Annotated in this window: 19 protein-coding genes; 12 read left to right on the forward strand and 7 right to left on the reverse strand. The window is 72.3% G+C overall.

What is annotated here, in order from left to right:
* Positions 1 to 15: 15 nt before the first annotated feature.
* Positions 16 to 1,740: an NlpC/P60 family protein gene (locus IH26_RS0107005; RefSeq protein WP_051807649.1), complete on the reverse strand. Its 1,725-nt coding sequence runs from the start codon at positions 1,738 to 1,740 to the stop codon at positions 16 to 18.
* Positions 1,741 to 1,926: 186 nt separating this feature from the next.
* On the opposite strand from IH26_RS0107005, the gene IH26_RS0107010 reads away from it, so the two are divergent.
* The 3 genes from IH26_RS0107010 to IH26_RS0107020 are packed head-to-tail and all read left to right on the forward strand — an operon-like array spanning position 1,927 to position 5,021.
* Complete coding sequence (locus IH26_RS0107010) at positions 1,927 to 2,547, forward strand: response regulator transcription factor (protein WP_063763657.1); 621 nt, start codon at positions 1,927 to 1,929, stop codon at positions 2,545 to 2,547.
* Between the two features lie 4 nt (positions 2,548 to 2,551).
* Positions 2,552 to 4,474, forward strand: coding sequence for an ATP-binding protein (locus tag IH26_RS0107015; RefSeq protein WP_030435288.1), 1,923 nt, complete (start codon positions 2,552 to 2,554; stop codon positions 4,472 to 4,474).
* Positions 4,455 to 5,021, forward strand: coding sequence for a Pvc16 family protein (locus IH26_RS0107020; protein ID WP_030435289.1), 567 nt, complete (start codon positions 4,455 to 4,457; stop codon positions 5,019 to 5,021). Before IH26_RS0107015 ends, IH26_RS0107020 begins: the two co-directional genes overlap by 20 nt.
* Positions 5,022 to 5,039: 18 nt before the next feature.
* Here the strand turns inward: IH26_RS0107020 and IH26_RS0107025 are convergent, their stop codons facing one another.
* Positions 5,040 to 5,675 (reverse strand): hypothetical protein, encoded by a 636-nt coding sequence (locus IH26_RS0107025; protein WP_030435290.1) that lies wholly within the window; start codon positions 5,673 to 5,675, stop codon positions 5,040 to 5,042.
* Positions 5,672 to 6,310: a hypothetical protein gene (locus tag IH26_RS55590; protein WP_157437086.1), complete on the reverse strand. Its 639-nt coding sequence runs from the start codon at positions 6,308 to 6,310 to the stop codon at positions 5,672 to 5,674. Before IH26_RS55590 ends, IH26_RS0107025 begins: the two co-directional genes overlap by 4 nt.
* A gap of 115 nt (positions 6,311 to 6,425) precedes the next feature.
* On the opposite strand from IH26_RS55590, the gene IH26_RS55595 reads away from it, so the two are divergent.
* Together IH26_RS55595 and IH26_RS0107040 are read left to right on the forward strand one after the other, a co-directional pair.
* Positions 6,426 to 8,693: a histidine kinase gene (locus tag IH26_RS55595; RefSeq protein ID WP_157437087.1), complete on the forward strand. Its 2,268-nt coding sequence runs from the start codon at positions 6,426 to 6,428 to the stop codon at positions 8,691 to 8,693.
* Entirely contained in the window at positions 8,690 to 9,337 is a 648-nt protein-coding gene (locus IH26_RS0107040) for a response regulator (protein WP_245664982.1), read from the forward strand. Before IH26_RS55595 ends, IH26_RS0107040 begins: the two co-directional genes overlap by 4 nt.
* On the opposite strand, the gene IH26_RS0107045 is transcribed toward IH26_RS0107040, so the two are convergent.
* The gene (locus IH26_RS0107045) at positions 9,332 to 9,721 is read right to left on the reverse strand and encodes a cupin domain-containing protein (protein ID WP_030435294.1); all 390 of its coding nucleotides are present in this window, start codon (positions 9,719 to 9,721) and stop codon (positions 9,332 to 9,334) included. The two genes, IH26_RS0107040 and IH26_RS0107045, sit on opposite strands and share 6 nt — an antisense overlap.
* A 52-nt stretch (positions 9,722 to 9,773) precedes the next feature.
* Between IH26_RS0107045 and IH26_RS0107050 the strand changes: the two genes are divergently transcribed.
* From IH26_RS0107050 to IH26_RS0107070, 5 genes are all read left to right on the forward strand, one after another.
* On the forward strand, positions 9,774 to 10,310 hold the full coding sequence (locus IH26_RS0107050; protein ID WP_245664984.1) for a helix-turn-helix domain-containing protein: 537 nt from the start codon (positions 9,774 to 9,776) through the stop codon (positions 10,308 to 10,310).
* 10 nt (positions 10,311 to 10,320) lie between these two features.
* Complete coding sequence (locus IH26_RS0107055) at positions 10,321 to 10,758, forward strand: OsmC family protein (RefSeq protein WP_030435296.1); 438 nt, start codon at positions 10,321 to 10,323, stop codon at positions 10,756 to 10,758.
* An 81-nt stretch (positions 10,759 to 10,839) separates the two neighbouring features.
* A complete protein-coding gene (locus IH26_RS53230; protein WP_030435297.1) occupies positions 10,840 to 12,048 on the forward strand; it encodes a hypothetical protein in 1,209 nt (402 codons plus the stop codon).
* An 11-nt stretch (positions 12,049 to 12,059) separates the two neighbouring features.
* A complete protein-coding gene (locus IH26_RS0107065) occupies positions 12,060 to 12,449 on the forward strand; it encodes a hypothetical protein (RefSeq protein ID WP_030435298.1) in 390 nt (129 codons plus the stop codon).
* A 100-nt stretch (positions 12,450 to 12,549) separates the two neighbouring features.
* On the forward strand, positions 12,550 to 12,780 hold the full coding sequence (locus IH26_RS0107070; RefSeq protein WP_211268598.1) for a PDDEXK family nuclease: 231 nt from the start codon (positions 12,550 to 12,552) through the stop codon (positions 12,778 to 12,780).
* An 81-nt stretch (positions 12,781 to 12,861) separates the two neighbouring features.
* On the opposite strand, the gene IH26_RS0107075 is transcribed toward IH26_RS0107070, so the two are convergent.
* From IH26_RS0107075 to IH26_RS0107085, 3 genes are all read right to left on the reverse strand, one after another.
* Positions 12,862 to 13,116: a hypothetical protein gene (locus tag IH26_RS0107075; protein ID WP_030435300.1), complete on the reverse strand. Its 255-nt coding sequence runs from the start codon at positions 13,114 to 13,116 to the stop codon at positions 12,862 to 12,864.
* A gap of 1 nt (position 13,117) precedes the next feature.
* Positions 13,118 to 14,980 carry an asparagine synthase (glutamine-hydrolyzing) gene (gene asnB, locus IH26_RS0107080; RefSeq protein WP_030435301.1) on the reverse strand — a complete coding sequence of 621 codons (1,863 nt, stop codon included), beginning with the start codon at positions 14,978 to 14,980 and terminating at the stop codon, positions 13,118 to 13,120.
* A gap of 145 nt (positions 14,981 to 15,125) precedes the next feature.
* Positions 15,126 to 18,788 carry an eCIS core domain-containing protein gene (locus tag IH26_RS0107085; RefSeq protein WP_051807653.1) on the reverse strand — a complete coding sequence of 1,221 codons (3,663 nt, stop codon included), beginning with the start codon at positions 18,786 to 18,788 and terminating at the stop codon, positions 15,126 to 15,128.
* A 163-nt stretch (positions 18,789 to 18,951) separates the two neighbouring features.
* Between IH26_RS0107085 and IH26_RS0107090 the strand changes: the two genes are divergently transcribed.
* Positions 18,952 to 19,284 carry a response regulator gene (locus IH26_RS0107090; RefSeq protein WP_030435303.1) on the forward strand — a complete coding sequence of 111 codons (333 nt, stop codon included), beginning with the start codon at positions 18,952 to 18,954 and terminating at the stop codon, positions 19,282 to 19,284.
* A 16-nt stretch (positions 19,285 to 19,300) separates the two neighbouring features.
* A complete protein-coding gene (locus tag IH26_RS0107095) occupies positions 19,301 to 20,944 on the forward strand; it encodes a phage tail sheath family protein (protein ID WP_030435304.1) in 1,644 nt (547 codons plus the stop codon).
* Positions 20,945 to 20,977: the final 33 nt, after the last annotated feature.

Consider the following 20,977-nt stretch of genomic DNA (forward strand, 5'->3'; position numbering starts at 1 on the left):
GTCGCATCAACCCGGTCAGTGAAGATCGGTCAGGTCGGTAAGCTGACCGCCCGGTATCTGGTCGGCGGGGTGCGTCCCCAGCGGGTCCTCCTGCTGTGCGCCGAACGGCTCCTGCGCGGTCGGCTGCGCGCTGCCGTAGACGGTTCCGCCGTACAGGGGCTGCTGCGCCCCGAACATCTGCTGCTGGGCGCCGAACATCTGCTGCTGGACCCCGAACCCCTGCTGCTGGGCGCCGAACAGCTGCTGGCCGCCGTTCGTCGCGCCGGCCGGATGGTGCAGCATGGGGTTGTCGGTCGGGTCCAGCGGGTTCGAGCCGTCGTGGTACTCGAGGGCGTCGCTGAAGCCGTCGTTGTCCGAGTCGGCCTGCAGCGGGTTGGTGCCGAGCACCTGCTCGAGGTTGTCGTCGAGGCCGTCGCCGTCCGAGTCGGTCCGGGAGAGCGGGGTCAGCGAGCCGTCCAGGTGGCCGTCGTGGTCCGAGTCGGGCGAGCGTGGGTCGAGGCCCTGGGCCAGCTCGAACGCGTCGTTGAGGCCGTCGCCGTCGGTGTCCGCCTTGCGGGCGTCCGTCCCGTACTTGATGAGCTCGTCCGCGTCGGAGAGCCCGTCGCCGTCGGTGTCGGCGCGCAGCGGGTCGAGGCCCAGCCGGCGCTCGAGGGCGTCGCTGAGCCCGTCGTGGTCGGAGTCGGGGCCGCCGAGATCGGGCGGCGGGGTGGGCTGCACCGGCAGCGTGTCGGCGAACGGCGTCTGCGGCATCAGCGTCGACAGCGGCTGCGTCACCGGGTTGGCGATCGGGGTGGCGGTGCCGTCCGAGATGCCCGGGATGACCGCCGCGAACTCGAACCGGTTGCCGGCGTTGGCCTCGCGGACCCCGGCCCGCGGGTTGGCCGCCTCGACCACCTTGCCGTCGCCGAGGCTGATCGCCACGTGCGCGCCGGGGGTGCGGCCGTCGCCGGGCTGCGGCTCGCGGTCGAAATGGAACAGCAGCGCACCCGGCGTGTCCTTGGCTTTCGCCGGGTCGATCAGCATTCCTTTGTTCTTGAAGAACAGGTATTGCTCGGTGGCGGTCCGCGGAATCTTCGTCCCGGCCTGGAATGCCGCCCATTCGGTGAAATCGGAGCAGTCGAAGACCGACGGATTCGGATTGTGGAGATCCTCTTGCGCGCCGAACACATAGCGGTCGCCGATCTGCGCCTTGGCGACCCGCAGGAAGGTGTCGAGCGCGGCGTTGTCGCCGGCCGGCGCGGCCGCGGGGGCGGTGAAGCCGGCCAGGTCGGCCATCGGCGTACCGGCCACGTCGTGCACCGCGGTGCCGGGCGCGTCGGTCAGCCCGTGGGCCGGCTCGTGATCGCCGTAGCCGCGGGTGCCGTTCCACATGCCGCGGCCGGGCCCGTCCCCATAGGCGACGGCGGCGGCCTGAGCGTCCTCTTTGAACCGGACATAACGCGAGCTGAGACCGCCGTGCGTCGTCGTCCACGGGGAGATGTCCTCGCCGCGGTGCGAGATCTCGAACGCCGCCTTCGCGTTGTCCAGCGGGTCGTACAGGTTGTACTTGGTGAGGAAGTCCGGGTGGGCCTTGCCGTTGATCTGCCAGAGGCCGCGCGAGTCCTCGCCCACCGGGTTGTGCGACTTGGAGTTGCCGCCCGACTCGGCCAGCGCGATCGCGGTCATGGTCGCCGACTCGTCGGGCGTGAAGCCCGCGCGTCGGGCGAAACCGTAGATCTGTTCGGCGGAGTACCTCGGCATGCCCCCGAGGGTAGACACGGTAATCCACTCTGTATACGGGCCGTCCGTCCTGCCCGAAAGGGCAGCGAAAGGGGCAACAGAGTTGGATCAACGACAGAGCCGATCGAGCTATTGTCCTGATCGACTTTTCCGGGACATCATGTCTGGGCGGTCGCTCGCTCATCGGGTGCTGACCAGGGGGAATGCATGATCTCAACACGGCCGCCCACGGTCTGGATCGATGACAGCCATGCCATCGTCCGCCGTGGCATGGCGGCCTGCCTGCAACAGGCCGACTTCGTCGTGCGTGGCGAGAGCGCGGTGCTGTCCCCCGAGCCGGTGATCAACGATCTTGACGTGCTGGTGTTCGAGTACGCCGGGACCACCCTGCGCCGCGCGGTCCGGCTGGTCGAGGACCGCGGCACCCGGCTGGTCGTCACCGTCCGCGACGTCACCGAGCAGGCCGTGCGGGAGATGGTCGACGCCGGGGTCAGCGCGATCCTGCCGCACCGCACGCTGACCGCCGACAACCTGATCACCAGCCTGCGCTCGGTGGTCGCCGGGAACGTGGCGCTGCCCGCCGACATGCTCTCCCGCCTGCTGCTGCACGTCACCCAGACCTCGCACCTCGGACCGGCCGGGCTCAACACCCGGGAGCGGTCGGTGCTGCGCCTGCTGGCGGACGGGATGGACACCCGGGGCATCGCCGAGGACCTGTGCTTCTCCGAGCGTACGGTCAAGAACGTGGTGCACGACGTGCTGACCAAGCTGAACTGCCGCACCCGGGCGCACGCCGTCGCGGTGGCGACGCGCGAGGGCGTGATCTGATCCGGTGGCCGAGGCCTGGACGGTGCTGGCCGACGCGCTGCTGCAGCGCGAGGCCCTGATCTGCCGGCTGGCCGAGGGGCGGCCGCCGCGCGACTTCGCCGGGCTGTACGTCACGGACGACGAGGTGGAACGGCTCCTGGCCACCCTGCCCGGCCTGGACGGGCCCGGCGCCGAGCGGGTCGCCGCCGTGCGAGCCGGCGCCGCCGCCCCGGTCGTCAAGGCGCGGGCGGCGTTCGACCTAAAGGGACAGTTCGGAAATGTCGTGCGAAACGCCGGGTTGACCGAGGGCGAGGCCGAGGTTCTGGCGCTGCTGCTGGCGGTGGAGATCTCGCCGGCCCGGCAGCGTCTGGTCGGGTACATCCAGGACTCGGTGCAATTACCCCGGCTCACCCTGGCCACCCTCAACCGCATCTTCTTCGAGGACGACCACCTCGGCGCCCGCGCTCTGGCCCCGGCCGGCGGCCTGATCCGCTCGGGCCTGGCCCGGGTCACCGGCGACGGCCCATGGGCGACCCTCGTCGCCGAACCGGCCGCGCGTCTTGTCTGGCATCTGACCGGCGACGACTCGCCCGACCCGCACCTTCCGCCGGGCACCAGTGCTCGTTTGGGGGAAATTCCCGACAAATCGGAGCTTGTTCTGGTTCATGGCGGTGACCGGGAAAGTCGGCTCCACGCCCTCGGCAGTCAAAAGCTGCTGGTCGTCCCCCTGCCGGAGAGCGACGTCGCGTGGCAGGCGGTCGTCCGGGAGGCGACGATCACCCGGTCCGCCGTGGTCGTCGATCTGACCGCCGCGCTGACCGCCGTGGGGCGCGACGTGATCCAGCGAGCCGGCCACGTCACCTGGGTGCTGTCGTCGCCGGGGGAGCAGCCCCTCGAGTCGATCCCCGACCGGCCGTGGCGCGAGATCGCGGTGCACGACGGCGTGGCGGGCCCCGCGGACTGGCAACGGGAGATGGGCCGCGACCCCGACCCGGCGTACCGGCTGAGCCGCGAGCAGCTCCGGCTCGTCGCGGCGGCCGCCCAGGCGGACGGCGGGCTGGTGGCCCCGGCCGTACGCCGCCTGGCCGGCGGCCATCTCGACGGGGTGGCCGTGCGGATCCGGCCGCGCCGCGGCTGGACCGACCTGATCCTGCCGGCCGAGGAGTCGACGCAGCTGCGCGAGCTGGCCGCCCGGCACCGCGAGCGGGACACCGTCTACGGCAACTGGCACTTCCGGTCGGCGCCGAGCACCGGGGTGGTCGCCCTGTTCGCCGGCCCGTCCGGCACCGGCAAGACCCTCGCCGCCGAGGTCGTCGCGGGGGAGCTGGGCCTCGACCTGTACAAGGTGGACCTGTCCGCGGTGGTCAGCAAGTACATCGGGGAGACCGAGAAGAACCTCGAACGGATCTTCGGGGCGGCCGCGGCCGGCGACCTGGTGCTGTTCTTCGACGAGGCGGACGCGCTGTTCGGCAAGCGGTCCGAGGTCAGCGACGCGCACGACCGGTACGCCAACATCGAGGTCGCCTACCTGTTGCAGCGGCTCGAGACGTACGACGGCCTGGTGGTTCTCGCCACCAACCTGCAGCGCAACATCGACGCCGCGTTCTCCCGCCGGATCTCGGTGGCGATCGACTTCGTGGCGCCCGAGGAACCGGAACGCCGGCTGATCTGGCGGCAGGCGTTCCCGGCCACCGCGCCGATCGCCGGCGATGTGGACCTCGACTTCCTCGCCCGCCAGTTCAAGATCACCGGTGGCGTGATCAGCAACGCCGCGCTGGGGGCCGCGTTCCTGGCCGCCGCCGAGGACAGCCCGATCACCATGCGGCACGCGGTGCTGAGCGTGAAACGGGAGTTCCAGAAGCTGGGCCGGCTGCGTACGGAAAAGGAATTCGATCGTTACTGGAACCTAGTTAGCAAGGACGCCGCCGATGCTGCACCTGCTGGATGAAACGCTCGAGGCGTTCCTGCGCGACGTGGTGCCGCTGCCGGCCCGCGACGTCGACATCGCGTTCGACGCGCCCGACGGCGAATGGTCGGCGTCGCTGTCCACCCGGCCCACGGTCGACCTCTACCTCTGGGACATCCGGCCCAATCTGGCCGAGCGCGACTACGGCGAGATGGTCATCGAGGAGGTGGACGGCCGGCGGTACCGGCGCGACCCGTTGCCGCGGGTCGACTGCCGGTACCTGGTCACCGCTTGGACCAGCGAGGTCCGCGACGAGCACTCGCTGCTCGGCGACGTGCTCAACGCCCTGCTGCTGCACCCGGTGATCGGCACCGAGCACCTGCGCGGCGGCTTCACCGAGGTGCGCCCGCTGCCGACGCTGCGGCTGCGCAGCGGCGACGGCAGCGAGAACTCGGACTTCTGGTCGGCGCTGGGCGGCCAGCTGAAACCGGGTCTCGACCTGGTCGTCACGGTCACCGTCGACGCCGCGCTGCGCGCCGTCGCCGGGCCGCCCACCGAGACGATCACGGTCCGGACCGCTGGGCGCTGAGGTGGCCGACGCCCTCCATCACGAGGCGACCTGGATCGGCCGGCGGGCCGGGCGGGCACCGGCCAGGCCGGCCACGCCGAGGACCACCCAGGCGATGAACATGGGCGCGGGGATCACGCCGCCGAACGCGACCAGCTGAGCGAGCACGACCCCGCCGGCCACGACCGGGACCCAGCCGGCCCAGGCCGGCAGCGCCCGGGTGCGGACGATCACCAGGCCGAAGAGCAGCTGTGCCACGGGCCAGAACAGGCCGAGGACGGTGGTGTCCAGGCCGTCGAGCCACTTGTCGATCGGCAGGTACCAGTCGGGGATCGGCTTGCCGATCAGGTCCGCGTGCGCGGTGACGCCGAAGACCGTGGTGACCGTGAGCAGGCCGGCGCCGATCAGATGGACGGCGGCGGCGACTCGGACCGCCACGCCGTCGAGCAGCCCGGCGAGGGCCACGACGGCGGGGATGCTCGCCCCGAAGCCGGCCGCCAGCACCCAGGTCGTGAACAGCCAGGCGCCGTGGTGCGCGGCCTCGATGCCGAGCGCCTGGGCGGGTTCCGCGGTCCACACGTCGAACAGCGCCGGGTTCGCCACCGCGATCAGCGGCAGCACCCCCGCGGCCAGGCAGCACAGCCCGGTGACGCGGCGGCCGGGGTGCGCGGTCACGACGCACGCGCCGCGGAGCGCAGGGCGATGCCGAGGAGGGCGAAGCACGTGTACCAGCCGGCGATGCCCCAGAACAGCAGCGACGGCGCGGCGGCCATCACCGGCAGCATGACCACGAAGACGTACGCCCCGGCCAGCAGCGGCGTCCAGCGCCCGTAGCCGGGCCAGCGCCGGGCGCGCAGCGCGGCGACGCCGGCCAGGACGAAGCCCAGCCCGGCGATCGTGACGGACAGGCCCATCGCGGCGCCGAGGACGACCCCGGTGGTGGACTGGTTCCCGGCGCTGGGGAACAGCGCGAAGCCGAGCTCGGCCGGGACGATCAGCGCCATGCCGAGGACGGCGAGGGCCGACCCGGCCCGGGCGAGCCGGCCGGGGCCGAGCAGGCCGGACCGGATCAGCGCGAGCGGACCGAGCGCGGTCAGGACGTGCGTGACGATGACCAGCGTCTCGGTGATCCGGAAGACGCCGGGGGAGTACGGATAGCTGATCACGGTGGGCGACACGGACGTGTGAATCGCCGACGTGAGGACGGCGCCGGCCGCGGCGACCACGGCGCCGGCGACGCAGGCCGTCGCCATGGTCCGGACCGGCGAGGCGACCGGCCGATGCGTTGTCGTGCTTGATGTGTCGGACATGAGCCGATCGTCGCGGGGGCCCCGTCCCGAGTGCACGGGACGATGTCCCGGGCGGCCCGGGAGGTTCGGTCTCCCCGTCTTCCGCGCGGTGCGGCCGGACCCGATGATGAGGGTGGTGACCACCACGACGCAGCACCGGGCGCGCCGGGCTCCGGCGCTGCTGGCGCTCGCCCTGGTCGTGCTCGGCGTGCTGGGGGCGGCGGCCCGGCTGGACGGCCCCGGCGACGGCAGCGACGTCGGCCCGGTGTGGCCGGGTGACGGCCGCGGCATCGTGGTCGCGTCGGCGCCCGGACCGGGGAGCGGCCTGCGCGCCGGCGACCGCGTGACCGGGGTGGACGGCCGCCGGGCCGCGGTCGGCACCGTCGTCACCTTTTCCCTGGTACGCGACGGCGCCCCGATCGCGGTGCCGGTGCGCCTCGCCCGTCCCGCCGTCGCACCGCTGCTGCGACTGGGCTGGGGCGACCTCGTCTTCGTGGTCGCGCTGGCCGGGCTCGCCGTCGCCCTGTACCTGCGGCGTCCCGAGCAGCCGTCGACCGGGCCGCTGCTCGTCTTCGCCGCGGCCCTGCTCGGCAGCACCCTCACCACGGTCGCCGGGCTGCCGGTGATCGCCGTCGTCACCGGCGGTCCCCAGCTGTGGCTGTACGAGCTCAACACCGTCGTCGCGTACTCGGTGGCGTGGGGCGCCATGCTGGCGTTCGCGCTGACCCTGGCACCGGATCATCCCTGGTTGCGGCGGGGGCGGGTGGTGCTGGCCGTCGCGTACGCCGCGCCGCTGGCCGCGATGCTGCTGTGGGCCGGGGTGGCGGCGCCGCTGTCCGCGGGCCGGGCGGACTGGCTGCGGCTGGTGGCGACCGGGCAGACCGCCGTCGTCGCGGTGTCGCTGCTGGCCGGGCTCGCCGCCGGTGCGGTCGCCTACCGGGCCGGCTCCGCGCCGACGCGGGCCCGGTTGCGGTGGCTGGTGGCCGGCGGCCTCGCCACGGTCGTGCTGGGCATCGCCGGCTGGCACCTGCCGGTCCTGATCGGCGGGCGCCCGCTGCTGCCGGCGGGCGCGCTGGGGCTCTCCGCGCTGCCGTTCGTGGCCGGCGTCGGGGTGGCGCTGCGCCGCCACCGGCTGTTCGACATCGAGCGGCTGGCCAACCGGTCCCTGGTCTACGCGGCCACCGTGACGGTCCTGGTCGCCGGGTACGCGGTCACGGTGGCGATCCTGGTCAGCGCCCTGCGGCTGTCCGACCGGGTGGCGGCCGCGCTGGCCGCCGCCGGCGCCGCCCTGGCCCTCGCCCCGCTGCGGCACCTCGCCCAGTCCACGGTCAACCGGGTCATGTACGGCGACCGGCACGACCCGGCCGGCGCGCTCGACCGGCTCGGCGCCCGGCTGCGGTCGGTGCTGCTGCCCGACGACGTGCTGCCGGCCATCGTGGCCACGGTCGCCCGCTCGCTGCGGGTGCCGTACGCGGCCATCGAGCTCGCCGCCGGGGACGGGTTCCAGTCGGATGCTCTCGCCGCCGGGGACGGGTTCCAGCCGGGCGCTCTCGCCGCCGGCGACGGGTTTCTGCCGGCCGCTCAGCACGGCACGCCGGTCGGCGCGGTGCACACCGAGCCGCTGCGGTACCAGGGCACGGTGGTCGGGCGGCTCTTGGTGAGCGCGCGGGGCACCGACGATCCGCTCGACCCGGTCGACCTGGAGCTGCTCGCGGTCCTGGCCGGGCAGATCGGCACCGCGGTGCAGGCGGTCCGGCTGCACGAGGACCTCACCCGCTCCCGGGCCCAGGTGGTCGCCTCGCGCGAGGACGAGCGGCGCCGCCTGCGCCGGGACCTGCACGACGGTCTCGGCCCGGCGCTGGCCGCGATCGGGCTGAAGGCGGAGCTGGCCGCGCGGGGTCTGGCCGGCGAGTCGGCCGCCCGTGAGCTGGTCGAGCAGATCTCCCGGGAGTCGGCGCTGGCCGTCGCGGACGTGCGGCGGCTCGTCGAGGCGCTGCGGCCGCCGGCGCTGGACGAACTCGGCCTCGTCGGGGCGGTCCGGTCGCGGGCCGCCACGCTCGGCGGCGCGATGGCCATCGACGTCAGCGCCGCCTCGGACGGGTGGCAGCTGCCCGCCGCGGTCGAGACCGCGGCGTACCGGATCGCGGTGGAGGCGGTGACCAACGCGGTACGGCACAGCGGCGCCCGTACCTGCCGGGTGGTGTTCGCGCACGACCCGCGCGGCCTCGAGGTCACCGTGACCGACGACGGCGCCGGCCTGGACGCGAGCCGGCCGGCCGGCGTCGGCCTGCGCTCCATGCGCGAACGGGCCGCCGAGGTCGGCGGCGAGTGCTCCGTGCAGGCGGGACCGCGGGCCGGTACGGTCGTCCGCGCCTGGCTGCCCACCGCCATGGAGGCCGCGTGACGACCGAGATCCGTATTGTGCTCGCCGACGACCATCCGATGTTCGTCGCCGGCCTGCGCGCCTGGCTGGACGCGGAGGCCGACCTGACGGTCCTCGCGGTCGCGGCGACCGGGGCGGAGGCGTTCGACGCGGTGGCGGAGCACCGGCCGGACGTGGCGGTGCTGGACGTGAACATGCCCGACGGGGACGGCTTGACCGTGACGACCCGGATGCGCGCCGCCGGCCTGCCCACCCGGACGCTGATCCTGACGATGTACGACGATGACGACAACGTGCTGGCCGCGCTGCGCGCCGGGGCGTACGGCTACACGCTCAAGGGGGCCGGCGGCGACGAGATCGCGGCGGCCGTCCGGGCGGTGGCCCGGGGCGAGGCGATCTTCGGCGCCGGCATCGCGGTGCGGCTGCTCACGCACTTCGCGCACACCGCCGCGGCGGCACCGTTCCCGCAGCTCACCGAGCGGGAACACGAGGTTCTCACGCTGGTGGCCCGCGGGCTGGACAACACCGCGATCGGGCGGCGGCTCGGCGTCAGCGGGAAGACGGTCCGTAACCACGTCTCCAACGTGCTGACCAAGTTGCAGGTCGCGGACCGGTCGGCGGCCATCCTGCGCGCCCGGGAGGCCGGCCTGGGCGGCAACTCATAGCGGGTGCCCGGTGGTGACGTCGACGTGCGCGGGGACGGGGTCGTGGCGCTCGCCCACGGTGGAGGTGCCGGTCGGCTCGAACATCAGGATCTCGGCGCCGTCCGGGGCGGCCGGGCGGTGCTCGACGCCGGCCGGGACCACGAAGATCTCGCCCGGTGCCAGGTCGACGGCGCGTTCGCCCTGGTCATCGCGTACGGCAAGCCGGAATTTGCCCTTCAGGACGAGGAAGAACTCGTCGGTGTGGGCGTGGGCGTGCCAGACGTGCTCGCCGGCCACCTTGGCGACGCGCACGTCGTAGTCGTTCACCCGGGCGACGATGCGCGGGCTCCACAGCTCGTCGAAGCGGGCCAGCGCGGCGGTCAGGTCGATCGGTTGCTCGGTCACCCGACGATCCTGACCGGAGCCGGGCGTACGCGGGAAGTGCTATGAATCGCGTATGCCGCAAGGATCGCCGGACGTGTTGTTCGTCGACGACGGCGACGTGCTGACCGCCGCGGGCAGCGCGGCCGCCCTCGACCTGGGCCTGCACCTGATCCGGCGGGACCGGGGCGCCGAGATCGCCACCGCGGTCAGCCGTCGGCTGGTCTTCGCCGCGCACCGCGACGGCGGGCAGCGCCAGTTCGTCGACCGGCCGCTCCCCGTCGTCCCGGACACGTCCCTGGCGCCGGTGCTGGCCTGGGCGCAGCAGCACCTCGACGAGCCGCTGACCGTCGCCCGCCTGGCGGCCCGCGCGGCGGTCAGTCCCGCTACGCTGCACCGGCGCTTCCGGGCCGAGCGGGGTACTACGCCGCTCGCGTGGCTGGCGGCCGAACGGGTGGCGCTCGCGTGCCGCCTCCTCGAACGGGGCGAGCAACGCCTCGAGCGGGTGGCGCGGGCGGCCGGCCTGGGCACGACCGCCAACCTGCGCGTTCAGCTGCGCCGGCAGACGGGGCTGAGCCCGAGCGCCTACCGTGCCCGGTTCGGGCCGGGATAACCTCGCCGGCATGGCGGACGACACCCGGCGCGCGGTGACCCTGCGGCGCACGAGCCTTGGCCGGTACGAGGTAAGCAATGCCCGCGGCGGCACGATGACCATCGGAACCGGGGAGGGCGCCGACTTCACCCCGGTCGAGCTGCTGCTCGCCGCGCTCGGCGGCTGCACGGGCGCCGACGTCGACCACATCACCAGCAAGCGGGCGGAGCCGTCGAGCTTCGTCGTCGAGGTGACCGGCTCGAAGATCCGGGACGAGACCGGCGGCAACCGGCTGGCCGACCTGGCCGTCGAGCTGAGCGTGACGTTCCCGGAGGGCCCGGCCGGCGACGCGGCCCGGGAGATGCTGCCACGCGCGGCGCGGATGTCACACGACCGGCTCTGCACCGTCTCGCGCACGGTGGAGCTCGGCACCCCGGTCGACACCCGCACCACACCGCCGGCCGCCTAGGAGTGGTCGATCCCCGACAGAACCGGCCGGGCGAGCGCGGCTCTGCCACGCTGGAGGCAGCGTCCGACACCGGAGGTTCCCATGGCGCTCGCGCCGCAGCCGTCCCCCGAGCCGAGACCCCGCCCCGCCCACGGGCCGGGCGGAGGGCAGCCGGCCTTCGGCCAGGTCGGCCCCGCCCACGGGCCGGGCGGAGGGCAGCCGGCCTTCGGCCAGCCCGGCCCCGCCCACGGGCCGGGCGGGGTGCAGCCGGTGATCCGGGAGCGTCCCGCCGAGGACCCGGCCGCGGTCCTCGCCGCGCTGGTGAAGCGGGTCGACTGGGGCGCCCTGGCCGTCCGGCACGCGTCCCCGGAACAGTTGCTGCGGGAGCTGGAGGTGATCGACGACCGGCTCGTCCGGGTCGGTGACCTCGCCGACCGGGTCGTGCGCCTGCCGCTGGTCGCCGACCCCGAGAAGCTCGCCGCCCGGCTGGCCGAGCTGGGACGCCGGGACGTCCGGGAGTGCCTGCGCGAGATCACCAGGACCTGCGAGGGTCTCGGGGCATCGCCGGTGACCGGGGAGGACGACCCGGACGGCTGGATCGCGCGGCTGGAAGCCACGATCACGGTCCTCGACCGGCGCGGCGCGCCCCAGATCAGCGTTGTCCCAGGCCCGGACGGCGAGGTCGAGGGGCGCCGGCCACGCCGCCCGGTCACCGACCTCACCGTGCGCGACAGCCGCGCCATCATGTACGGCACCGGCAACACGCTGCACATCGTCCACGACTGCGCGGTCGAGCAGCCGGTGATCGAGGTCGCGTCGCTGCTCGACTACGACGCGGCCGGCGACACCGAGGCCTGGTTCCACAGTGTCGAGCCGGTGCGCAGCGCCGCCACCGAGGACCTGCGGACCACGATCACCCGCTCCAGCGGCATCTCGATCGGCACCGGGAACCACCAGCAGAGCGTCTTCGTGCACCGGATCGGATCCTGCCCGGTCAACCTCGGCCGCCTGATCGCCGTCCCGCAGGTGCGGCAGGCGATCGTCGCCTGCCGGGAGACGGCCGGCGACCCGGCGGAGGCCATGGCCGCCCTGCACCAAGCCGTGGAACAGGCAGCCGGCGCGGCCGACGTCAGCGCCCTGGTTCCGGACTGCATGGTGGCCCGCCTGGCGGCCGCCGGCGAGGACGCCCCGAGGATGAGCGGCCGCGGCCCGCGGCTGACCATCCGGCATGGCGCCGGCGTCGCCGTCGGGTGGGACACCACGGTCACCGGTGAGACCCGGGTCCGGATCGGCAAGCCCCAGGTGCGATGAGGGAGGTGGACATGTCGGAGCTCGACGTCATCGTGGCGGCACTGGCCGCGGGCGCGGCCGCCGGGACGACGAACACGGCGACGGTCGCGGTCCAGGAGGCCTACGAGGGGTTGAAGAAGCTCCTGCGGGTCCGGTTGGGTGCTCGCCGGGAAGGGGAGGCGCTGTCCGCCGGGGCCGGCCGGACGGGCGAACAGTGGTGGCGGGAGCGGCTCGGCGAGGCACTGACCGAATCGGGCGCCCTCGACGACGAGGAGATCACCCGCAGCGCCCGAGCCGTCCTCGAGGCCGCCCGGCGGCCGCTCCCGGGCGTCCGCGTCGACCGCAGCCAGGGAGTCCAGGTCGGCGACAACAATGAGCAGACCAACCACTTCGGCGCGGCGCCGGGACCACGATATCTTTAGGCCGGTGGCTGATCACCCTTCACGAGGTGCGCAGGACTGTCGAGATGGTCGCGCCGGCCTGGATGCATGAGCAGGTCACGGCCGAGCAGTACGCCTCGAGGTGGTCTCTCCCGGGTCGGAGACGACCGGCCGGATCGTCAAGGCCGACCAGTACGCGCGGGCCGGCATCCAGTTCTACTGGCGGGTGGAGCAGGCCGCCACCGGTGCGCCTCTCGTCTACACATACGTTCTCGACCCCGCGACCGGACGCTACCGCGACGGCGAAGTCTTCACCGGCGTCGTGAAGCTGACCGCGCCCTTCCCGATCGAGGTCGATCTCGGCCAGGTCTGATCGCCCCCGTCCGCGCGGCGGCTCAGTCCGGCCGGGGACGCGGTCCGGGAGGCGCTGCCGCGTGCGGCGCGGATGTCACCATCACCGTCGGGACCGCCGTGCGCCTACGGCGCCGGCGATCGTCACGATGGGGGCCGCCGCGCACACGCCGTAGAGCAGCAGGAGCGGGACACCGGGGTGGGCGTCGGGGGCGATGTCCGAGTTGAACGCCAGCGACGGCTTCACGTGGTGCCAGTGCGTGATCTCCCGGTACATCATGAACCACGAGCCGGCCCAGGCCGCCGCGCCGAGGCACGCCGCCATGGTGCGCTGGGCCGTCGGTTGCCGGGCCCGCATCTCAGCCGACCGCCAGGCGGACCGGGTAGCGGGTGAGCCACTCGTTCAGGGCCAGGACCAGTTCGATGCCGCGCCGGGTGGGGGAGAAGGCGTTGCCCTCGTAGCCGTCCTCGAGCAGGGCGCGGGCCTGCTTGAGATCCATCAGCGGGAGGACCGGCGAGCCGGAGTCGTCGAGCAGGTCGCGGAGGCTCTCCCGGAGCATCCGCTCGTAGGCCGGGTCCTGGGTGGACGGGTAGGGGCTCTTCTTCCGGGCCACCACCGAAGCCGGCAGGACGTCGGCCGTCGCGGCCCGCAGCAGGCTCTTCTCCCGGCCGTCGAAGGTCTTCATCGCCCACGACGTGTTGTAGACGTAGTCGACCAGGCGGTGGTCGCAGAACGGCACCCGCACCTCCAGGCCGTGCGCCATGCTCATCCGGTCCTTGCGGTCGAGGAGGATCTGGACGAAACGGGTCAGGTTCAGGTAGAAGATCTCGCGCATCCGGTGCTCGACCGGGGACTCGTCCGGCAGGTGCTCCACCTCGGAGAGGGCTTGGCGGTAGGCCGCGTCCCGGTAGCCGTCCAGGTCGAGGGCGGCCGTCAGCTCGGGGGTGAACAGGCTCGGCGGCGGGTTGTCCGCATCCGCGGCGAGGGCCCGGATCGTCGCCAGCCACGGGAACGTGTCGGCCGCGACCGTGGCCGGGTCGTGGAACCACGCGTACCCGCCGAACACCTCGTCCGCCGACTCGCCGGAGAGCGCCACCGTCGATCTTTCCCGTACGGCCCGGAACAGCAGGTACAGCGACGTGTTCATGTCGCCCATCGAGGACGGCAGGTCGAACGCGTGCAGCACCTGGGTGCGGTACAGCGATTCCATCAGCGCCGGCGAGTCGAGCACGATGTCGGTGTGGTCGGCCGAAACGTGCTCGGCCACGTCATGCACGTACGGGCCGTCGGGGGTCTCGCGTACCTCGTCCGGCTTGAAGTTCTCGGTCTGGCCGACGAAGTCCACCGCGAACGAGCGGACCGGCCCGGCGCCCTCCGCGCGCAGCGCCGCGGCGGCCAGCGCGGTGATCGCCGAGGAGTCCAGGCCGCCGGAGAGCAGCGAGCACAGCGGCACGTCGGCGATCAGCTGCCGGGCCACGATGTCGTCGAGCAGTCCGCGTACGGTCCGGATCGTGGTCTGCCGGTCGTCGGTGTGCTCGCGGGCCTCGAGCCGCCAGTAGCGCCGCGCGTGCCGGCCGGAGACGTCGACCCGGATGATCTCGCCGGGCCGGACCTCGCGCAGGCCACGGTAGATGCCGTGCCCGGGGGTCTTGGTGAAGCCGATCAGCTCGCACAGGCCCTCGTTGTCGACCACTGCGGTCACCGACGGGTGGGCCAGTACGCCCTTGGGCTCCGAGGCGAAGACCACCCCGTCCGGGGTCGGGTGGTAGTAGAGCGGCTTGATGCCCATCCGGTCGCGGACCAGCAGCAGGGCCCGCTCGTGGGGATCCCAGAGGCCGAACGCGTACATCCCGTTGAGCCGGTCCACGAACGACTCGCCCCACTGCAGATACGCCCGCAGCAGCACCTCGGTGTCGCTCGTGGTGCGGAATTCGTGCCCCAGCCCGCGCAGCTCCTCGCGCAGTTCCCGGAAGTTGTAGATCTCGCCGCTGTAGGTGACCACGGCGGCCTCCGCACCGTCGCGGTGCACGGACATCGGCTGCGCGCCGGTCCGCAGGTCGATCACCGAGAGCCGGCGATGCCCGAGCCCGGCGTGCGGGCCGAGCCACACCCCCTCCGCGTCCGGCCCGCGCAGAGCCATCGTGGCGGTCATGGCGCGCAGCACGGCGCCCTCCTGCCGCAGATCCCGCTCAAAACTGACCCATCCGACGATTCCGCACACACCGGCCTCCCCGCAAAAGCAGCAACTCCCCACATTTAGCCTCGCCGTAACAAACCCGCAACGTTTAGTGACATTAGAGTCAATCAATCGATCGGGGTTGTGATGAGCGCCGTCGAGGGGGGAGGGCTCCGCGCGGGGGCAAACCCTAGGCCAGCACCGAGATCTTCTCGTAGTGGGCGAAGGCCTCCTTGCGCTGCTTCTCCTTCTCGGCGTTGGTCAAGGCCACGGGCGCGGACGCGCCGAGCTTCCACGCCGCGCTCACCGACGCCACGTCCTCGACCGTGGTGCAGTTGGCCAGCAGTTGCTTGGTCTCGCGGTCGTAGCCGAAGAACGCCTTGTCCCACGAGATGACGCGCTCGAACTCGCCGGCCACCGCGGCCAGGGACGCGGCGCAGTGGCTGCACGGGCTCAGGTTGATCGCCAGCTCGACCTTGACCAGGCCGTCCGGGCGTTCGGTGGCGAACCAGTCGAGGAACTGGCGCTCGGCGTGGCTGTCGTTGGTGTCCGGCACCGGGGTGCCGGTGTTCCAGCTGGCCAGTTTCACCTTGGTGGCGTCCGCCGGGGGTTTCAGCAGGACCAGGCCGCGGCCGCCGCCGCCCAGCTTGCCGCGGCCGGGCAGGAGGTTCGACGGGGGCGGGGCGACCAGCGACGTCTTGGTGCGGCCGAACTCGTCCTCGGACTCGCTGCCGCCGCGGCCCTTCGGCACGTTGTCGTCGTAGAAGTTCCGGTCGCCGGTGAAGCCGGAGGTCGCGTCCGCGTCGGCGAAGTGCAGGGTGACCCGTAGCCGGCAGGTGGCCATCGGGGTCTTCGCGGCCGGCGGGCCGGTCTTCTTGCCGACCTTCACCGGCGGGCTGGCCGCCGCGATCAGGTAGGAGACGCCGGCCTCGTCGTACGGCGTGAACGCGAGCTGGGACAGGCCCTGCGGGGCGAGCTCCGCCCGGATCGCGGCGAGCGCCGCCTCCATCTGGGCCTCGTCGTCGAGACCGGACAGCGCAGCGGACGCCTTCTCGCCGGCGATCGCCCGTACGTCATGGGGGTCTGTGGGTTTTTCCTCCGGCGCGGCCGGACCGCCCAGGCCGAGCGCCGCCAGGGCCGACTTGCCCAGCTGGACGGCCTTGGCGAAGAGCCAGTCGAGCGCCTTGTCGATCAGTTCGCGCAGCTTGCCGATCAGCTCGACCAGCTTCTCCGGCACGTCGCCCAGCCCCACCTGGTTGGCGAGGAAGCCGATCGCCACCGGCACCGCCGCGGCCAGGCCCTTCTCCACCTTCTGCGCGCCGGCCGGGACGTTGCCGGCGGCCACCGCGGCAAGCGTGGTCACGTAGTCGTTGACGATCATCAGGATCTCGCGGACGTACTCGATCACCGACTGGACGGCCTTGAAGAACGCGATCGAGCTGTTGACCACCGCCATGATCCCGGTGGGGTCGAGCATGGACAGCAGCTTGACCGTGGCCTTCTCGACGATCTCGCCGACGATCCAGTCCTTGACCATCCCGAGCAGCATGTCCCACAGGTTGCCGAGCTGGCTCTCGACGTGCTTCCCGATCGCGCCGACGCCGTTCTCCTCGACGTCGGAGATGAAGTCGAACGCGCCCTCGGCCACCGCCAGGCCCTTGCGCAGCTTGTCGACGACGTCCTGGCCGATGTGGTCGCCCAGCTTCTTCCACAACCGCTCGGCGGTGACGTCGAGGACCTGCAGCACCAGCGTGAGGATCGAGCCGAAGGACAGGTCGGCCGGTTTCCGGATGCCGAGCGCCCCGAGCCCGCGGAAGATCCAGTCGGCGAGCCCGCCGAGCAGGTAGCCGACCGCGCGGTCGACGAAGCCGAGGAAGCCCTGCTTGAGCGCCTCCAGCATGTTGACCAGGAAGGCGACCGGGTCACGCTTGATGTCCTCGATCGCGGCCATCGCGTGGTCGATGATGCTGCCGAGCAGGTCGGGCGGGAAGTTCATCAGCCGCAGGATCAGCGTGACGACGACCTTGAGCACCTCGCCGGCGAACTCGACGATCCGCCCTAATGGTTCCTCAAATCTCCCTAATATACGGACAAATGCGCCCAGCGGATTGATCAAGTCCTCAAGGGAGAGCGAGTCCCAGACCGCCCGAAATGTCCCCAGAATCATGTCAAGGCTGATGCCGAGCCGGGACATGGCGCCCTCGATCTTGGCCGCCGCCTCGGCGATAACCCCGGCCTCGGCGAGCTTCTGATAGGTCGCCTCCCCGCCCGGCAACAAGGCGACAAAACCCCCAATCAAGGTCTCGGCCGTACGCGATACCGCCTTACCGGTAAAGGGATCCTCCCCGAGCATGACGGTCAGAAGGCGGAAGCCGCGCATCGTGTGCGCCTCCCGGCTGAGCCACTCCAGCAGCGCCTCCTTGATCAGCTTGACGACCTCGGTGAGCACGTCGGAGGCGAAGGTCCCCACCCGTACGATCAAGGATTTGGCCTGGGTCGCCAGCTTTTCCAGGTTGGACCCGAGGTCGGCGATGTTCTGCGGCTGGATCGCCGCCCAGCCGGCCTTGAACAGCGCCGACAACTCGCCGAGGATCCCGAGGAACTGGGCGATCCGGGCGTCCAGCCAGTCCGCCGTCTTCTGCAGCGTGCCCCGCTCGCGCATCTGGGCGAGCGCCTCCTGCTTCCCGATCAGCGTCAGGAAGTCGCTCAGGATCTCCACCGTGGTCGCCTCGACCGGCGTCCCGCGCAGCGGATCGTGGTGCAGCACCTTCTTGGTCAGCTCCCACACCGGGGTGCCGGCCAGGTACTTCTCGGCGAGCCCGACGGCCGCGTCCCGGATCAGCTGAACGATCGCGTCGATGATCCCCCGCACGAAGCCGAGCGCGTCCGCGTAGAGGCCGCTCACGTGCCGGCGCACTATGGTCAGGGCGCCCTCGGGATCGGTGAGATCGATCTCCTTCCAGGCCTGGTCGACCTCGGCCTGGATGCGTTGCAGGGTCAGGTTGTGCGCGCGCAGCCCCTCGTCGATCAGCCGATACGCGCCCTGCACGACGCCCAGCTCGATCAGCTTGTTCGCCACCACGTTCCCGAACGGCACCAGCCCCAGCACGCCGCGGGTCAGGTTCTCCGGGCTGCGATCGACGTTCCGGTTGGCGATCGGGTCGTAGCCGGCGACCACGGTCAGCATGTCGTAGCCGGGGATCGTCCGCACCAGATCGGAGATCACTCCGGAGAGGAATCCGCCGGAGTCGCGCTGCACCGGCATCCGGTAGATGCCCACCTGGGTCTGCTGCACCACGTGGGTGGCCTCGTGGGCCATCAGCGGCAGGTCGCTCGCCGACTCGCCGGTGCCCAGGAAGATGTCGCCGCCGGCGGTGAACGCGCGCGCCCCCAGCTGCGCCGCGGCCAGCTGCGCCCGCTGGTCGCTGTGCACTCGGACGTTGCCGAGCGGCACCTTCAGGTACTGCTCGATCCGGGCGCGGACCTCCCCCGGGATGGCCGCGCCCGCGCCCGGCGAGGCGAGCGTGCGTTCCAGGCCGGGCGGCGTCTCGGGCGGTTCGCCGGCGTCGGCGGCCGGGGTGGCCAGGCGCGAGATCGTGGGCGCGGGCGCGAGGGACTCCTGGGTTATCCCGTCCGCGACGGCGTCGGCCTGCCGCTCGTACCCACCCTGTGGTTTGCCGACGGTGAGCTTGGGCTGGGTGAACAGCGCACCCACCGCGCGGTTTCCGCCCTTCAGGGCGGGGCTCAGGAACAATTCCCCATTGCTTGCCGTACGCGTGGGCGGCGCGGCAACCGCGGGAGCGGGGCCGGGCCGCTCGTCCGGGATCATCGCGTGCCGTTCGGACAGCTTCACCCGCCACCTCCCGATGCCAGGATCCTGGGCGGGACGAACGCGGGACAAGTACCCGACAGGTGGGGTGCACCTAAGGCTGCACCGGCGCACCTTATGACCACACGCATACGCGAGGCAGGCTCATCCCGGCGGCGAATGGCGGCTTCCAGGCGGGGGTGAGGCGATGACGCGGGTCCTCATGGGGGATTTCGAGGCACTGCACCGCCTCGGGCTCGAGCAGATCCTCCGGGTCGACGGCATCGAGCTCGTCGACAGCAAGGGGGAGAACGTGCTCGATCGGATCTGCGAGGCCCTGCCCGACGTCATCGTCCTCGATCTCGACAAGCGGTCGACCGGCGATCTGGTCCACGCGATCGTGCACCGGTTCCCGCGGGTCAAGGTGGTGGCCTGCTCGTCGCAGCATCCGATGATGCGCGTGTTCCCGCCGCTGCACTACGGGGAGTTCTACGAATCCGACCTTGACCCCGCGCTGCTGACCAGCGCGGTGCAGGCCTGACTAGGGGGAAGACTTCATGGCCGCGTCGTACGGAGCACCGGGCGTCTACATCGAGGAGCAACCCAGCGGCTCCATGCCCATCGAGGGGGTGGGCACCGCCGTCGCCGCGTTCGTGGGCTTCACCGAGCGCTACGACGCCGAGCAGGGCGACCCGACCGACCCCGCCGGTGTCAAACCGCAGCTGGTGACGAGCTGGCCGCAGTTCGAGCGGATCTACGGCGGGTTCGTGCGGGGCGCGATGCTGCCGCACGCCGTCCGCGGCTTCTTCGAGAACGGCGGCGGCAAGGCGTACATCTGCCGGATCCCCACCACCGAGGGCGACAGCCCGAACGGCGGCCGGCCCACGCTGACCCTGCCCTCCGCCGACCGGCCCGACACGCCCAGCATCCAGCTGTCCGCGATCGAGCCGGGCCGAAACCTCGAGGTCGAAGTGATCCCGCCGGCGCCACCGGCCCCGCCGCAGGAGGGCGAGGGCGGCGACGGCGGCTCCGGCAGCAACGGCTCCGGGGAATACACCCTGCGCGTGTACGAGGGCGGTGCCCTCCGCGAGGAGCTGGGCGGCCTGCAGTTCAGCGGCCGCAGCACCCGGACCGTGGAGAAGACGGTCAACGACCGCTCCAAGTTCGTCCGCATCGAGGTGCAGCCGCTGCAGGGCGCGTCGCTCGCCGAGCGCACGCCGGCCGCCGGCCGCTACACCCTCGAGGTGCCGCCGGTGTCGAGCAAGTCGGTCACCCCCGCCGACCTGGTCGGCAGCGAGAGCGACCGGACCGGCTACCAGGGCCTCGCGATCGCCGAGAACGTCACCATGGTCGCCATCCCCGACCTGGTCACGGTGGCCACCCGGGACGACGGCAGCATCGACGAGGAGACGTTCCTCGGCGCGCAGAAGCAGCTGATCGACTTCTGCGAGGCCAGCCACAACAAGATGGCCATCCTGGACACCCCGCCCGGGCTGAACGCGACCCGCGCCCTGGAGTGGCGCGCCCGGCTGGCCCGCGACTCGGCGTTCGGCACGCTCTACTACCCGAACGTGGTGGTCAGCAACCCGCTCGCCCGGCCCGGCGCCACCAACGGCGAGCTCTCCCTGGTGGTCCCCGCGGCCGGCCACGTGGCCGGCGTGTGGGCCCGCACCGACGCGGCCCGCGGCGTGTGGAAGGCCCCGGCCAACGAGGCGCTGCGCGGCATCGTCCGGCTCGAGTCCGACATCACCAGCGGCGAGCAGGACCTGCTGAACCCCGAGGGGGTCAACTGCATCCGCTCGTTCGGCAGCTACGGCACCAAGATCTGGGGCGCCCGCACGCTGGCCAAGACCGACCCGAGCTGGCGCTACATCAACGTGCGGCGGCTGTTCAACTTCGTCGAGGAATCGATCCAGCGCGGCACCCAGTGGGCCGTCTTCGAGCCCAACGACTACGACCTGTGGCAGCGGGTCAAGCGGAACATCACCTCGTTCCTGCGCGGCCTGTGGATGCAGGGGGCGCTGGTCGGCGCGACCCCCGAGCAGGCGTTCTACGTGCTGTGCGACGAGAGCAACAACCCGGCGTCCTCGGTGGACGAGGGCAAGCTCATCGTCGAGATCGGCATCGCGCCGGTGAAACCGGCCGAGTTCGTGATCTTCCGGATCAGTCAGTGGCAGGGCGGCGGCGCCGCTTCCGAGTAGTTCCGTCGTCGACTAGAGAGAGGCTGCTATGCC

Origin of the sequence: Actinoplanes subtropicus (genome assembly GCF_000721705.1) — a bacterium.
In the GTDB taxonomy this organism is placed as follows: domain Bacteria; phylum Actinomycetota; class Actinomycetes; order Mycobacteriales; family Micromonosporaceae; genus Actinoplanes; species Actinoplanes subtropicus.